The 13,773-nt window shown below is 71.5% G+C and carries 14 protein-coding genes; 8 read left to right on the top strand and 6 right to left on the bottom strand.

Annotated elements, in window-relative coordinates; all coding sequences use genetic code 11:
* Positions 1-50: 50 nt before the first annotated feature.
* Entirely contained in the window at positions 51-1,556 is a 1,506-nt protein-coding gene (locus AVTE2539_RS15420; protein ID WP_284411891.1) for an aldehyde dehydrogenase family protein, read from the bottom strand.
* Between the two features lie 233 nt (positions 1,557-1,789).
* On the opposite strand from AVTE2539_RS15420, the gene AVTE2539_RS15415 reads away from it, so the two are divergent.
* The 7 genes from AVTE2539_RS15415 (at position 1,790) to AVTE2539_RS15385 (ending at position 8,823) form a co-directional block, all read left to right on the top strand.
* Positions 1,790-2,689 carry a GNAT family N-acetyltransferase gene (locus AVTE2539_RS15415; protein WP_284411889.1) on the top strand — a complete coding sequence of 300 codons (900 nt, stop codon included), beginning with the start codon at positions 1,790-1,792 and terminating at the stop codon, positions 2,687-2,689.
* A 38-nt stretch (positions 2,690-2,727) separates the two neighbouring features.
* Positions 2,728-3,663, top strand: a complete 936-nt coding sequence (locus AVTE2539_RS15410) for a 2-hydroxyacid dehydrogenase (protein WP_284411887.1) — start codon at positions 2,728-2,730, stop codon at positions 3,661-3,663.
* Positions 3,664-3,854: 191 nt separating this feature from the next.
* Positions 3,855-5,258, top strand: coding sequence for an aspartate aminotransferase family protein (locus AVTE2539_RS15405; RefSeq protein WP_284411885.1), 1,404 nt, complete (start codon positions 3,855-3,857; stop codon positions 5,256-5,258).
* A gap of 88 nt (positions 5,259-5,346) precedes the next feature.
* Complete coding sequence (locus AVTE2539_RS15400; protein WP_272553201.1) at positions 5,347-5,841, top strand: Lrp/AsnC family transcriptional regulator; 495 nt, start codon at positions 5,347-5,349, stop codon at positions 5,839-5,841.
* 17 nt (positions 5,842-5,858) lie between these two features.
* Positions 5,859-6,233 carry a (2Fe-2S)-binding protein gene (locus AVTE2539_RS15395; protein ID WP_284411883.1) on the top strand — a complete coding sequence of 125 codons (375 nt, stop codon included), beginning with the start codon at positions 5,859-5,861 and terminating at the stop codon, positions 6,231-6,233.
* Positions 6,230-7,654 carry an FAD/NAD(P)-dependent oxidoreductase gene (locus AVTE2539_RS15390; protein ID WP_284411880.1) on the top strand — a complete coding sequence of 475 codons (1,425 nt, stop codon included), beginning with the start codon at positions 6,230-6,232 and terminating at the stop codon, positions 7,652-7,654. Before AVTE2539_RS15395 ends, AVTE2539_RS15390 begins: the two co-directional genes overlap by 4 nt.
* Positions 7,651-8,823: an NAD(P)/FAD-dependent oxidoreductase gene (locus tag AVTE2539_RS15385; protein ID WP_284411878.1), complete on the top strand. Its 1,173-nt coding sequence runs from the start codon at positions 7,651-7,653 to the stop codon at positions 8,821-8,823. Before AVTE2539_RS15390 ends, AVTE2539_RS15385 begins: the two co-directional genes overlap by 4 nt.
* Positions 8,824-8,833: 10 nt before the next feature.
* Here the strand turns inward: AVTE2539_RS15385 and AVTE2539_RS15380 are convergent, their stop codons facing one another.
* Entirely contained in the window at positions 8,834-9,760 is a 927-nt protein-coding gene (locus tag AVTE2539_RS15380; protein ID WP_284411876.1) for a LysR family transcriptional regulator, read from the bottom strand.
* Between the two features lie 149 nt (positions 9,761-9,909).
* Between AVTE2539_RS15380 and AVTE2539_RS15375 the strand changes: the two genes are divergently transcribed.
* A complete protein-coding gene (locus AVTE2539_RS15375; RefSeq protein ID WP_284411874.1) occupies positions 9,910-10,344 on the top strand; it encodes a RidA family protein in 435 nt (144 codons plus the stop codon).
* Between the two features lie 21 nt (positions 10,345-10,365).
* Here AVTE2539_RS15375 and AVTE2539_RS15370 read toward each other — a convergent pair whose 3' ends face one another.
* The 4 genes from AVTE2539_RS15370 to AVTE2539_RS15355 form a co-directional block, all read right to left on the bottom strand.
* Positions 10,366-10,719, bottom strand: a complete 354-nt coding sequence (locus tag AVTE2539_RS15370) for a cupin domain-containing protein (RefSeq protein ID WP_284411872.1) — start codon at positions 10,717-10,719, stop codon at positions 10,366-10,368.
* A gap of 80 nt (positions 10,720-10,799) precedes the next feature.
* A complete protein-coding gene (locus AVTE2539_RS15365) occupies positions 10,800-12,020 on the bottom strand; it encodes a M20 aminoacylase family protein (RefSeq protein WP_284411870.1) in 1,221 nt (406 codons plus the stop codon).
* On the bottom strand, positions 12,017-12,715 hold the full coding sequence (locus tag AVTE2539_RS15360) for an HAD-IA family hydrolase (RefSeq protein ID WP_284411867.1): 699 nt from the start codon (positions 12,713-12,715) through the stop codon (positions 12,017-12,019). The genes AVTE2539_RS15365 and AVTE2539_RS15360 overlap by 4 nt, the downstream gene beginning before the upstream one ends.
* A 460-nt stretch (positions 12,716-13,175) precedes the next feature.
* Positions 13,176-13,760 (bottom strand): GNAT family N-acetyltransferase, encoded by a 585-nt coding sequence (locus AVTE2539_RS15355; protein WP_284411864.1) that lies wholly within the window; start codon positions 13,758-13,760, stop codon positions 13,176-13,178.
* Positions 13,761-13,773 lie beyond the last annotated feature (13 nt).

Raw genomic sequence — 13,773 nt, 5'->3', positions numbered from 1 at the left:
CCTTGCGGCATGCCGTGCGGTCTGCACCGCCGGCGTGCAACCGTGCACCGTTAGTGCGCCGCAGCAAAGTCGATGAGCACGCTTTTGAAGCGCAGGTTGGCCTCCACGGCCTGGCGGCCCAGGTCCTTGCCGATGCCCGACTGGTGGTAGCCGCCGGTGGGGATGACGAAGTCCGCGCTGCGCCCGTAGCGGTTGATCCAGACGGTGCCCGCGCTGATGCCGCGCATGGCGCGCAGCGCGCGGCCGATGTCGGCGGTGTGCACGCCGGCCGCCAGGCCGTAGTGCGCGTGCGCGGCCAGGGCCAGGCCCTCTTCCTCGGTGTCGAAGGTCTGCACCGTGAGCACGGGGCCGAAGATCTCTTCCTGCACGGCGGGGCTGTCGGCCGCCACGCCTTCGAGCAGCGTGGGCTGGAAGTACGCTCCGCCCGCCGCACCGGCCGCCACGCCGCCGGCCACGTCGTCGAACAGCCCCCCGCCGCAGCGCAGCTGCGCGCCCGCGTCGCGCGCGCGCTCCACGATGTCCAGGATGCGCGCGGCCTGCGGCGCCGAGATGATGGGCGGCAGCGTGGCGGTGCCGTCCCAGGTGGCGCCGGGCCGCAGCGCGGCGAACCGCGCGCCGATGCGCTCCACCAGTTCCGGCGCGATGCCGCGCTGCACGATGAGCCGCGACCCCGCCACGCACACCTGGCCCGCGTTGCCGGTGATGGCACCGGCGATGAGGCCGGCCAGCCGGTCGATATCGGGCGCGTCGTCGAAGACGAGCTGCGGGCTCTTTCCGCCCAGCTCCAGCGTGACGGGCTTGGGGCCCTGCAGCGCACAGGTGGCCATGATGGCGGCGCCCGTGCGCGTGGATCCGGTGAAGGTCATCTTGGCGATCCGGGGGTGCCGCGTGAGGGCATCGCCGGTGGTGCGGCCATCGCCCTGCACCACGTTGAAGAGCCCGGGCGGCACGCCCGCCTCCACCGCCAGCTGGGCCAGCCGCACGGCGGAAAACGGCGTCATCTCGGACGGCTTGAGCACCACCGCGTTGCCTGCGGCCAATGCGGCGCCCACCTTCCACGACATCATCACCAGCGGGAAATTCCACGGCGTGATGGCGCCCACCACGCCGTAGGGCTCGGCCACCACCATGCCCAGGTGGTCGTGCCGCGTAGCGGCCACCTCGCCGCCGAGCTTGTCGGCGTACTCGGCGAAAAAGCGCAACCCTTCGGCGGTGAAGGGCACGTCCCACGCAGCGGCATCGCGCGCCGGGCGCGTGGAGCACACGGCCTCCAGCGGCGCCAGCTGCGGGCCGTCGGCCTCGATCATGTCGGCCCAGCGGCGCAGCACGCGGGCGCGCTCCCGCGGGGCGCGCCGCGCCCAGTCGGTGGTGCACCAGGCCTGCCACGCATCCTGCACTGCGGCGTCCACGGTGGCGGCATCGGCCAGCGGCAGGTCGGCATGCCATTGGCCGTCGGAGGGGCGCAGCACGGCGATGCGGCCGGCATCGGGCACGAAGCGCCCGCCGATGAAATGGCCGGCGGGAACGGCGATGGACCGGGGATCGAAAAGCAGCATGGAACGGGGACGCGCAAGGGGCTGCGCGCAGTTGGAAAAAGGTGCTTCGATGCTAGGCAGGAAGGTCCAGCATTTGTGCCCGTAACGCCCCGTGGCACCGCAGCGAATTGCAAAACGCACGCGCCCGGCAGACGAAGCTTGCAAGTTGCGGGCAAACCCGAATTCGGGGTGGTGCGGCCTGCCGATGTCGTCCAAGATAGACGCCCAATCCCTTCGCAACGAGGACGCCGCCCATGCTCTCCACCGCCCTGCCCGCCACCCCTGCCACCGCCGAGGACGGCGTGCTGCTGCGCCCCATGACGCCCGACGACCTGCCGCAGGCGCAGGCGCTGTCGGCCGAACTGCGCTGGCCGCACCGGCTGGCCGACTGGGAGCAGGTGTTCGCGCATTCCGAGGGCCTCGTGGCCGAGCGCGACGGGCAGACCATCGCCACCGCCCAGCGCTGGAAATGGGGCGATCGGCACGCCACCATCGGGCTGGTGCTCGTCACCCCGGCCTGCCAGGGCCGGCGCATCGGCCACCGCCTGATGACCACGCTGCTCGACGGGCTGGACGGCCACACGGTGCTGCTGCACGCCACCGCCGAGGGGCGCGGCCTGTACGAGCGCCTGGGCTTCGTGCGCACGGGCGAGGTGCGCCAGCACCAGGGCGTGGCCCGGCCGACGCCGCTGATCGCCCTGCCCCCCGGCTGGCGCCTGCGCCCCTCCGGCCTGAACGAGGCGGCCGCATTGCACCGGCTCGACGCCCAGGCGCGCGGCATGCCGCGCGATGCGCTCATCGACGACCTGCTGGCCCGCAGCGATGCCTGCGTGGTGCTGGACCACGACGGCGAGCAGCGCGGCTTCGCGCTGCTGCGGCGCTTCGGCCGCGGGCATGCCATCGGCCCCGTGGTGGCCCCGGATGCGGAAAGCGCCAAGGCGCTGATCGCCCACCTGGCCGGCATGAACGCCGGCCACTTCACGCGCATCGACATCGATTTCGACAGCGGCTTGGCCGAGTGGCTGGAAAGCATCGGCCTGCTGCGCGTGGACGCGCCCACCACCATGGTGCGCGGCGGCACCCTGCCCTCGGCATCGGACGCCCCGCACGGCGCCCCGCGGCTGTTCGCCCTGGCCACCCAGGCGCTGGGCTGAGCCCACCCCTTCGACGATCCACCCTGCCGGGCCTTGCCGTGACCTCCACCACCTTCCTCTACAAATCCGACCCCGTGCGCGGTCGCCAGTGGGCCGGCGTATTCCGCGACCGCGCGCCCGAGATCGACTTTCGCATCTGGCCCGACATCGGCGACCCGGCCCAGGTGCGCTTTCTCGCGGCCTGGGAGCCGCCGCAGGACCTGGCCACGCGCTTTCCGCAGCTGCAGGTGCTGTTTTCATCGGGCGCGGGCGTGGACCAGTTCGACTTTGCGGCGCTGCCGCCGGAGTTGCCCGTGGTGCGCATGGTGGAGCCGGGCATCGTGCAGGGCATGGTGGAGTACGTGACGCACGCCGTGCTGGGCCTGCACCGCGACATGCCCCAGTACCGCCGCCAGCAGCAGCAGGGCGAATGGCGCGTGCTGCCGGTGCGCCCGGCCAGCGAACGCCGGGTGGGCGTGCTGGGCCTGGGCTCGCTCGGGCAGGCGGTGCTGGCCCAGTTGCGGGGCCTGGGCTTCGACTGCGCGGGCTGGAGCCGCTCGCGCCACCAGTTCGCCGGCGTGCACTGCTACGCGGACCGACACGAACTGCCGGCCTTCCTGGCGCGCACCGACATCCTGGTGTGCCTGCTGCCGCTGACCGATGCCACGCGGGGCTTTCTGAACAAGGACCTGTTCGCGCAACTGCCAGCCGGTGCCGGGCTGGTGCACGTGGGGCGCGGGCCGCAATTGATCGACACCGACCTGCTGGCCGCGCTGGCCGTGGGGCAGATCGGCGAGGCGGTGCTCGACGTGACCGACCCCGAGCCCCTGCCGCCGTCGCACGCCTTCTGGCGGCACCCGCGCGTGCAGCTCACCCCGCACATCGCGAGCATGACCCAGCCCCTGAGCGCCGCCAACGTGGTGGTCGACAATCTGCGCCGGTTCGAGGCCGGCGAGCCCATGGTGGGGCTGGTGGACCGCTCGCGCGGCTACTGACGCATGGCGGTCGGCAGCCAGCGCCCCGGGGGCACCGCACGATCTGCTGCCACCGCGCCAACAACCGCAGCGTGCTGCGCCAAACCCCGCCAAAGCAGCACCACGCGCAGCGGCCCCTGGCCTAACCTTGGGGCCATCGACAGACGCCTCACCACCGCCACCGAACCCCTGGCCCGCGACCGGACCCCGCCATGACCCAACTCACCGACCTGCCCCAGCTCGCCTCGCTCGATGCCATCGACCGGGCGCATTTGATCCACCCCGTCTCGCCCTGGCGAGCGCACGAGCGCCGCGGCCCGACCGTGCTGTCCTCGGGCCGGGGGGCATGGCTTACCGATGCCAAGGGCAACGAGCTGCTGGACGCTTTCGCCGGCCTGTGGTGCGTGAACGTGGGCTACGGCCAGGAGAGCGTGGTCCAGGCCGCCGCCGAGCAGATGCGCCGCCTGCCCTACGCCACGGGCTACTTCCACTTCAGCAGCGAGCCGGCCATTCTTCTGGCCGAAAAGCTGGTGCAGATCACGCCGAAATCGCTGAACCACGTGTACTTCACGCTGGGCGGCTCCGAAGCGGTGGACGCCGCCGTGCGCTTCATCGTGCAGTACCACAATGCCATCGGCCAACCGGCCAAGAAGCACTTCATCGCGCTGGAGCGCGGCTACCACGGCTCGTCGTCCACGGGCGCCGGGCTCACCGCCCTGCCCGCCTTCCACCGCGGGTTCGACCTGCCGCTGCCGACGCAGCACTACATTCCCTCGCCCAACCCCTACCGCGCCGCGGACCCGTCGGACGGCCCGGCCATCATCGCGGCCTCGGTGGCGGCGCTGCGGGCCAAGGTGGCCGAGCTGGGTGCGGACAACGTGGCGGCCTTCTTCTGCGAGCCCATCCAGGGATCGGGCGGGGTGATCGTGCCGCCCCAGGGCTGGCTCAAGGCCATGCGGGAGGCCACGCGCGAGCTGGGCATCCTGATGGTGGTGGACGAGGTCATCACCGGCTTCGGCCGCACCGGCCCGATGTTCGCGTGCGAAGCCGAAGGCGTGTCCCCCGACATCCTCACGCTGGCCAAGGGACTGACGGCCGGCTACGTGCCCATGGGGGCGACGGTGATCTCGGATGCGCTGTACGCCGGCATCGCCGACGGTGCACCCGAGGGCGCGCCCATCGGCCACGGCGCCACCTACTCCGCCCACCCGGTGAGCGCGGCGGTGGCGCTGGAAGTGCTGCGGCTGTACGAGGAAGGCGGCATCCTCGCCAACGGCCAGCGCGGCGCCGCGCCTTTCGCGGCTGGGCTGGATGCCTTGCTGGCGCATCCGCTGGTGGGCGACTCGCGCCACCGCGGCCTGCTGGGCGCGCTGGAGCTGGTGAGCGACAAGGCGACCCGGCGCGGGTTCGATCCGGCGCTGGGTCTGTCCGAGCGCATCGCGGCCACGGCGTACCGCAACGGCATCGTGTTCCGCGCCTTCGGCGACAACATCCTGGGCTTTGCGCCCGCGCTCACCTACACCGAGGACGAGTTCGCCGAAATGTTCAAGCGCCTGCGAAAGACGCTGGACGACGTGCTGGACGCGCCCGACGTGCGCGCCGCGCTCAAGGGCTGAAACCGGCGGCAACACCCCAGCAACGCCAACACAGCGATCGCGCGCCGCCGCAGAATCGAAGCCTCCTTCACGTCCCGATGCCGCCATGATGAACGAAGCCTTCAAGATCGACCGCCTGGACCTGCGCATCCTCGCGCAGCTGCAGAAGAACGGGCGCATGACCAACGTGGACCTGGCGGACGCGGTGGGCCTGTCGCCCAGCCCCTGCCTGATCCGCGTCAAGCGCCTGGAGCAGGCGGGCTACATCGCCGGCTACGGCGCGCACCTGCGCCTGGAAAAGCTGGGCGACACGCTCACCGTGTTCACCGAGGTCACGCTCACCGACCACCGCCGCGAGGACTTCACGCGCTTCGAGGCTGCGATCCGCGAGGTGGACGAGGTGCTCGAATGCCACCTGGTGAGCGGCGGCTACGACTACCTGCTGCGCTTTCTGACGCGCGGCGTGAACCATTACCAGGAGGTGATCGAGGACCTGCTCGAACGCAACCTCGGCATCTCCAAGTACTTCAGCTACATCGTCATCAAGACGCCGTTCATTAAGACGCACTGTCCCATCGAGCGGCTTTTCCCCCACCAGCGCTGACCGCCCTCCAGACGCCCATGCCCGATACCGCCCACCGCCCGCCGGCCCGCTTCGTGCGGCTGGCCGAGACCGATCGCCCCCCGATCGCCCTGACGATCGATGGCCTGCCTGCCGCCGCGCTCGCTGGCGACACCCTGCTGGTGGCACTGCTGCAGCACGGCCGGCGGGTGCGCGACAGCGAGTTCGGCGACGGCCCGCGCGCGGGTTTTTGCCTCATGGGTGCCTGCCAGGACTGCTGGGTGTGGACACCTTCGGGCGGGCGGCTGCGCGCCTGCTCCACCCCAGCCGAAGCCGGCATGGAGGTGCTCACCCACCCGCCCGCAGCGCACTGGCCGGTGACGCCGGACCTGCGCGAATCGCTGGCGCGCCATGCGCAAGGGGACGCGGCATGAGCGCCCCCACCGCCACCCCAATCTCTCCCCCCACCGGCTCGCCCCGCATCGTGGTGGTCGGCACTGGCCCGGCCGGCGTGCGCGCCGCCCAGGCGCTGGTGCAGGCCGGCCTGCGCCCCACCGTGGTGGATGAAAGCCGGCGCGACGGCGGGCAGATCTACCGCCGCCAGCCCGAAGGCTTCAAGCGGCCCTACGCCAAGCTCTACGGCAGCGAGGCCGGCAAGGCCCAGGCGCTGCACCGCGACTTCGACGCCCTGCGCCCATCGGTCGATTACCGGCCCGACACCCTGGCCTGGAACGTGACCGCCGGCGAACTGCACGTGGTGCATGCCGGTGAGCCGCAGACGCTGCCGTTCGACGCGCTGCTGGTGTGCTCCGGCGCCACCGACCGCCTCATGCCCGTGCCCGGCTGGCACCGCGCCGGCTGCTACAGCCTGGGCGCCTCGCAGATCGCGCTGAAGGCGCAGGCCTGCGCCATCGGTTCGCAGGTCGTCTTTCTGGGCAGCGGGCCGCTGCTGTACCTGGTGGCCTCGCAGTACGTGCAGGCCGGCGCGCGCGTGGCGGCGGTGCTCGACACCGCGCCCGCATCCAAGCCCTGGGCCGCCATCGCGGGCCTGCTGGCGCGGCCCACGCTCGCGCTGCGCGGCCTGGGGCTGATCCGCGGCCTGCGGGCGGCGGGCGTGCCGGTGCTGCAGGGCGTGGCGCCGCTGTCCATCGACGGCGACGACCGCCTGGGTGTGCAGGCCGTGGCCGTGCGGGATTCGCAGGGCCAGGAACGACGCTTCGAATGCGATGCCGTGGGCCTGGGCTGGCACCTGCGGGCCGAGACGCAACTGGCCGATCTGGCGCGCTGCGCGTTCGCCTTCGAACCCGTGAGCCGCCAGTGGCTGCCCAGCATCGACGCGGACGGCCGCAGCAGCACGCCGGGCGTGTACCTGGCGGGCGACGGCGTGCGTATCCTGGGGGCCGACGGGGCCGAGGCCGCAGGCCGCCTGGCCGCCCTCGCGGCGCTGGCCGACCTGAAGCATGCCGCCGGCAGCGCCCGCTACGGCCAGGAGTCGCCCGCGCTGCGCCGCACGCTGGGCCAGATGGACCGCTTTCGCCAGGGGCTGGCGCGGGCCTTTCCCTGGCCGCATGCGCAGGCCGCGGCGCTGCCCGATGCGGCCGTGGTGTGCCGCTGCGAGGCCGTCACCGCGGGCGAACTGCGCCGCTGCGTGACCGAGATGGACAGCCAGGAAGTGAACCGCGCCAAGGCCTTCAGCCGCGTCGGCATGGGCCGCTGCCAGGGGCGCTTTTGCGGCCATGCCGCGGCGGAGATCGTCGCGAGCGCCTGCCACGTCCCCGTGGAACAGGTGGGCCGCCTGCGGTCGCAGGCACCGGTCAAGCCTTTGATGATGAACACGCGCGAGGTGCAGGCATGAACCACGGCAGCCAGAACGCCACGACGCACGACACCGATGTGCTGGTGCTGGGCGGTGGCCTGATGGGCACCACCACGGCCTTCTTCCTGCGCCAGCACGGCCTGTCCGTCACGCTGCTGGAGCGCGAGCTGGTGGGCCGCCAGGCCAGCGGCACCAATTTCGGCAACGTGCGCCGCCAGGGGCGCGAGCTGCACCAGATGCCGCTGGCCAACCGCGCGCGCGCCGTGTGGGGCCGCATCCGGTCGCTGCTGGGCGAAGACGCCGAGTTCGTGCCCTACGGCCACCTGCGCGTGTGCTACACCGAAAAGCAGGCTGCTGCGCTCGAAAAGCACGCGCAAGACGTCAAGCCCCTGGGGCTGGATCTGCAGCTGTTCACCGCCGAGCAGTTGCGCCAGCGCTGGGGCATCTTCGCGCCCGGCGTGGTGGCGGGTTCCTACTCGCCCCAGGACGGCCACGCCAACCCCCGCCTGGCCGGCCCGGCCTTCGCCCGCGCGGCGCGGCGTGCGGGCGCGAACATCGTCGAGCATGCCGAGGTGATGCAGGTGGAGCGCGACGCCAACGGCTTCGTCGCCCACACGGCCGATGGCCGGCGCTTTCGCGCCCCGCAGATGCTGGTGGCCTGCGGCGCGTGGTCCAACCGCATGGCCGAGCAATTCGGCGAGCCCGTGCCGATGGAGGCCCGCGGCCCGCAGATGGGCGTGACCGAGCCCCTGCCCTACGCGCTCGGGCCGTCCATCGGCCTGTCGTCCCCCATCGAGACCGAGGGCCTGTACTTCCGGCAGATTGCGCGCGGCAACATCGTCTTCGGCGGCGGCCTGAAAGGGCCTGCGCATGCCGACCGCATCCGCGCCTACGTGAAGCCCGACAACGTGCTGCGCCAGCTGCGCGAGCTGCGCCGCTTCGTGCCGGCATTCGAGCACGTGCAGCTGATCCGCGTGTGGAGCGGCATCGAGGGCTACACCCCCGACTGGCAGCCAGTGATGGGGCCGAGCGCCAAGGTGGCGGGACTGCACTACGCCTTCGGCTTCAACGGCGAGGGCTTCGCCATCAGCCCCGGCGTGGGTGAGACCATGGCCGAACTGATCGCCACGGGCCAGACGTCGATTCCGCTGGCGCCCTACTTCATCGGCCGGTTCGCGGCATCGCAGCCGGTGCAGCAGGCGGCCTGACAGGCCCCCGTCATGCCCGTGGCCGGCCGGCCAGGGGCGCATGCCGCTCCATGAGGCCGGCCACCCACTCGATGAACACGCGCAGCCGCGGGCTGACGTGCCGGTGCGGCGCATACGCGATGTACAGCGGCATCGGGTCCAGGCGCCAGTCCTGGAACAGCCGCACCAGTTCGCCCCGCTCCAGGGGCTCGCGCGCCAGGTAGTCCGGCAGCCACAGCACGCCCAGGCCCGCCACGCCGGCCGCCAGGTACGCGTTGCCGTCGTCCACCGAGAACACATGGCGGCCCCGCACGGCCAGGCGTTCGCCCTCGCGGTGCATGGCGTACGGCAAAGCCTTGCCGGTGCGCGCCCACAGAAAGCCCACCGTGCGGTGGTGAGAGTTCTCCAGTTCGTTCGGGTGCAGCGGCGTGCCAGCGTGCTCAAGGTAGCCGGGCGAGGCATACACGCCCAGCTGCAGATCGCCCACACGCCGCGCGACCAGGGACGGATCGGTGGGCTCGCCCCCGCGCACCACGCAGTCCACGTTCTCGCCGATCAGGTCCACGATGCGGTCGCTCACGCCCATGTCGATCTGGATGTCCGGGTACCGGGCGTGGAAGGCCGGCAGCGCCGGCACCAGGATGGCGCGGGCCAGCGGGCTGGGCACGTCCACCCGCAGGCGGCCCCGGGGCAGCGCGGAAGCGCTGGACAGGCTGCCCTCGGCATCGTCCATGTCGGCCAGCAGGCGCACCACGCGGTCGTAATAGGCCGCGCCGTCGGCCGTGACGTTGACCTTGCGGGTCGTGCGGTTCAACAGCTTCACGCGCAGCCGCGCCTCCAGCTGCTGGACGAGCTGGGTCACGGTGGTCTTGCTCATGTGCAGGGTCTCGGCCGCCTTGGTGAAGCTGCCGGCCTCCACCACGCGGGCGAAGGCCTGCATTGCATCGAAACGGTCCATGGGCGCTGTGCTTTCGGTGGCGGTGGCGGAGGGATTGTTTGGAGTCTACAAACAGTGTTGGGTGGACTGGGCCCTTTATCCCCCGCACGCCGCTGCCTACAGTGCCTGCATCGCCAACCACCGGGCGGCTTCGCCCCGATGAACCTTTGATGCATTCCACCAGCACGCCCCAACGCGACGTCGTCTTCCCCGCCGGGCGCCGCGCGCTCTACGACCGCAACCGCTATTCGCCAGCGGTCCGCTCCAACGGCTTTCTGTTCGTGTCGGGCCAGGTCGGCAGCCGCGAGGATGGATCGCCCGAGCCCGACCTGCCGGCGCAGGTGCGGCTGGCGTTCGACCACCTGAACGCCATCCTGCAAGCGGCCGGCTGCACCTTCGACGACGTGGTCGATGTCACGGTCTTCCTCGTCGATCCCGAATCGACGTTCGAGACCGTGTGGGCCATCGTGCCGGAGTACTGGGGCAACGCGCCCCACCCCACGCTGACCGGCGTGGGCGTGACCTGGCTCTACGGCTTCCAGTTCGAGATCAAGGTGATCGCGAAGCTGCCCGCGCCGAGCGGCGACGGACCTGCACGCCCCTGAACGCAGGCCCCGATGGAGGCTTTACGCCGCCAGCACCACGAACACCTTGCGCAGCGTTTGCGTCACATGCCACTCGCCCGTCGTGTTCGATGGGAAGAACAGCGTGTCTCCGGCTCGAATGGATTGCGGCTCGCCGCCCGTGGGCGTGAAGGTGCAGGCCCCGGCCAGGATGTGCATGACCTCGGCATTGGCCAACTGGCGCTCGAAGCGGCCGGGCGTGCATTCCCACAGGCCCGAGCGGTTCTCGCCCGCGCCCTGCAGATCGACGTCGATGCCGCTGAACTCGCACGGCGGCAGGGTCAGCGGACGGGCGGGCGTGCCCTGGTGTTCGAAGCCGCCGAGGGTGGCGGACTGGCGCAGCACGGTGATGCTCATGGGATGGTCCCTTGGGTCGATGAAGTGGATGGAAGGAATCAAAGTGCGGCGCCGGGGCGATGCCAGGCTTCAAGCCCGCATCAGGTGGGCGCCAGGGCGCGCGCCGCCACCTCGCAGAACCAGCGCACGCCCAGCGGCAGCGCGTCGTCGTTGAAGTCGTAGCACGGATGGTGCAGCGCGCGCTCCCCGTCGGGTCCGGGCTCGGCGCGGCCCTGGCCGAGCCACAGGTAGGCGCCCGGGCGGCGCTGCAGCATGAAGGCGAAGTCTTCCGAGGTGAAGGCCGCGCGCGGTGACACGCCGGCCTGCAGGCCGATGGCGCGTGCGGCTTGCAGTGCCAGATCCGCCTCGGCCGGGGTGTTCACCGTCGCAGGGTAGTAGCGCAGGTAGGTCACCTCCACCTGCGTGCCGCTGGCCAGGGCGATGCCCTCGGCCGTGGCGCGCAGCGCGGCCTCGATGCGGTCTTGCGATGCGGCGTCGAAGCTGCGCACCGTGCCGGTGATCTGCACCTCGGCCGGCAGCACGTTGTGGCTGTGCCCGCCCTCGATGCGCGTGACCGACAGCACGGCCGACTCGCCGGGGTCGATGCGGCGCGCCACGATGGTGTTGAGCTGCGCCACCAGCTGGCTCGCGGCCAGGATGGCATCGGGCGTGTGGTGCGGCTGCGCGGCATGGCCGCCGCGCCCGCGCACGGCGATATCGAAGCGGTCGGCCGCGGCCATGATGGGCCCGGGCCGGGTCTGGGCGTGGCCCAGCGGCAGGTCGGGCCAGTTGTGCAGCGCGTAGACGCTGTCGCACGGAAAGCGCTCGAACAGACCGTCCTCGATCATCTTGCGCGCGCCGCCCTTGCCCTCCTCGGCGGGCTGGAAGATGAAGTGCACGGTGCCATCGAACCCGCGCGTGCGCGCCAGTTGGCGCGCCGCGCCGATCAGCATGCTGGTGTGGCCGTCGTGACCGCAGCCGTGGTGCGCGCCCGGGTGGCGGCTGGCATGGGCCGCCGTGCCCAGTTCCACCATGGGCAGCGCATCCATGTCGGCGCGCAGGCCCACGCTTCGGGGCCCGCTGCCGCAGCGCAGCGTGCCGACCACGCCCGTGCCGCCGATGCCTTCGTGCACCTCTAGGCCGAGCAGCCGCAGCGACTGCGCCACGATGCCGGCCGTGCGCCGCTCCTGAAAGGCCAGCTCGGGGTGCGCATGCAGGTCGCGCCGCAGCGTGACGAGCTCGGGCAGCAGGTCGGCCACCGGCCGGGCGATGCGCTCCAGGCCCTCCAGCGCCGGCAAGCGCTCGTGGCCGTCCAGGCTCATTGCCCCGCCTCCACCGCGTCGGCCAGCTGGGCCAGCGTGTGGAAGTGGTAGTCCGGCACGGTGTGCTCGGATTCGATGGTGCCGCCCGAGTCCTTCATGCCGTGCCGCCGTTCGATCCAGCAGGTGGCGATGCCCAGCCGCTTGGAGATGCCGATGTCGTGGTACTGGCTCTGCGCCACGTGCAGGTTGTCGGCCTGCCGGTAGCCCCAGGCGCCCTCGTAGCGGCCGCGGGCATAGGCGAAGTAGCGCGCATCGGGCTTCTCGCACAAGGCGTCGTCGCAGCTCAGCAGCAGGTCGAAGGGCGAGCCCAGCGCTTTCTGTAAGTGCTCCAGCGCCCAGGTCTGGGCGTTCGTCATGGTCACGAGCTTGAAATGCCCGCGCAGGCGCTGCAGCGCCTGCACCGAGTCGGGGAACGCCGGCCAGTCGGCCACCGAGTCGCGCAAGCCGCGCGCCAGCGCCTCGCTGTCGGGCAGGCCCAGCGACGGCGCGATCGCATGCCAGCAGCGCTCCAGGTCGTCGGGATAGGCCCAGGTGTCGCCGCTCTTGCGCGCGGCGCGGTAGGCCGCGAGGAACGCCTCGTCGGTCACCGCGCTGCCGGGCACGGCCCGGCGCAGATAGGCGAGCATGCCGCCCTCGAAATCGATGAGGGTGCCGACCACGTCGAAGGTCAGCACTTTGAAATCACGCAAGGCCATGGGTCGCACTCCAGACAGCAGGAAATGGCGGAAAGCCGGCCACCGCAGGAAACGGCAGCGGCCACAGAACATTCACGGCCGAGCTTAGAACCGTGGCCGCCCCGCGTGGCACTGAAGCGGGGGCCGGCGACAGCAGCAAGTTGCGTTGTCCGGCGCATTGCGAAAGATTGTTTGCAGCCCCCCCGGCCGCGCGATCCTCCGCGGGCCCAGAACAGGCTGCTCAGCCCCCCGCCAGGCCGGGCCGGGTTTGGGAGAGGTCCGGCTCCATGCGCTGGCGGTTCAGGCCCAGGCAGCGGCATTCATCGGCTTGGCTCCAGGGCGGCGCCATCGACCGCCGGCTCAGGAGGGTGGCGTTCGGCGTGCCACTGAACGCATGCCGCTGCACGGCAGCGAATGGCGTTCTGGCTGCGCGGGCGCGCAGTTTTCGGCGAGCGCGCAGCGCTGGTGCACGCACCCGCACTCATCCGCAGGCGGCGCGGGCCGTGGTGGCCGGCATCAGGCTGCGTTGCATCAGGATCGTGTCCACATTGCGCCCGAACTTGCGGCCGACTTGCTCGAACACGCCGACGCGCCGGAATCCGGAACGCTCATGCAGACGGATGGAGCCGGCGGTTTCACCGTCGTCCACGATCACCGCCACCATCTGGCGCAATCCCAAGGATTCGCAGGCTCGCACGAGCGCATCGATCAGGGCCTGCCCCACCCCCTGGCCGTGGCATCCGCTGCGCACGTAGATGGAGGTCTCTACCGTGCGGCTGTATCCAAGGCGCGGGCGATACCGGCTCGCATACGCATAGCCGATCACTTCGCCGCCTCTGAGCGACACCAGCCACGGCAGCCCTTCGCGGCGCAGCGCATCGTGGCGGCGGTGCATCTCGGCCAGCGTGGGAACCTGTTCTTCCATGGTGCAGATGGCGGTCTGCACATAGTGGCCGTAGATGTCGCGCAGCGCTGGGACATGGGACGAAGCGGCCTCGACGATGACGGTGGTGGTGGGTGCGCAAGGCATGACGGGTGGGATGTGGATGGCATTCATGGCATGCATGGTGGAGCCTCTG

Origin of the sequence: Acidovorax sp. SUPP2539, from assembly GCF_030158975.1 — a bacterium.
Classification (GTDB): Bacteria; Pseudomonadota; Gammaproteobacteria; order Burkholderiales; family Burkholderiaceae_C; genus Paracidovorax.
Note: the sequence above shows the minus strand (reverse complement) of the source record. Positions and strands in the feature narration are given on the sequence as shown.

What these genes read in the sequence shown, in the direction of transcription:
- AVTE2539_RS15380 (WP_284411876.1), bottom strand. Translation starts at nt 9,760, where the DNA reads ATGGACCGTTTCGATGCAATGCAGGCCTTCGCCCGCGTGGTGGAGGCC.
- AVTE2539_RS15400 (WP_272553201.1), top strand. Translation starts at nt 5,347, where the DNA reads ATGAACGAAGCCTTCAAGATCGACCGCCTGGACCTGCGCATCCTCGCG.
- AVTE2539_RS15355 (WP_284411864.1), bottom strand. Translation starts at nt 13,760, where the DNA reads ATGCATGCCATGAATGCCATCCACATCCCACCCGTCATGCCTTGCGCA.
- AVTE2539_RS15395 (WP_284411883.1), top strand. Translation starts at nt 5,859, where the DNA reads ATGCCCGATACCGCCCACCGCCCGCCGGCCCGCTTCGTGCGGCTGGCC.
- AVTE2539_RS15420 (WP_284411891.1), bottom strand. Translation starts at nt 1,556, where the DNA reads ATGCTGCTTTTCGATCCCCGGTCCATCGCCGTTCCCGCCGGCCATTTC.
- AVTE2539_RS15405 (WP_284411885.1), top strand. Translation starts at nt 3,855, where the DNA reads ATGACCCAACTCACCGACCTGCCCCAGCTCGCCTCGCTCGATGCCATC.
- AVTE2539_RS15415 (WP_284411889.1), top strand. Translation starts at nt 1,790, where the DNA reads ATGCTCTCCACCGCCCTGCCCGCCACCCCTGCCACCGCCGAGGACGGC.
- AVTE2539_RS15385 (WP_284411878.1), top strand. Translation starts at nt 7,651, where the DNA reads ATGAACCACGGCAGCCAGAACGCCACGACGCACGACACCGATGTGCTG.
- AVTE2539_RS15360 (WP_284411867.1), bottom strand. Translation starts at nt 12,715, where the DNA reads ATGGCCTTGCGTGATTTCAAAGTGCTGACCTTCGACGTGGTCGGCACC.
- AVTE2539_RS15370 (WP_284411872.1), bottom strand. Translation starts at nt 10,719, where the DNA reads ATGAGCATCACCGTGCTGCGCCAGTCCGCCACCCTCGGCGGCTTCGAA.
- AVTE2539_RS15365 (WP_284411870.1), bottom strand. Translation starts at nt 12,020, where the DNA reads ATGAGCCTGGACGGCCACGAGCGCTTGCCGGCGCTGGAGGGCCTGGAG.
- AVTE2539_RS15390 (WP_284411880.1), top strand. Translation starts at nt 6,230, where the DNA reads ATGAGCGCCCCCACCGCCACCCCAATCTCTCCCCCCACCGGCTCGCCC.
- AVTE2539_RS15375 (WP_284411874.1), top strand. Translation starts at nt 9,910, where the DNA reads ATGCATTCCACCAGCACGCCCCAACGCGACGTCGTCTTCCCCGCCGGG.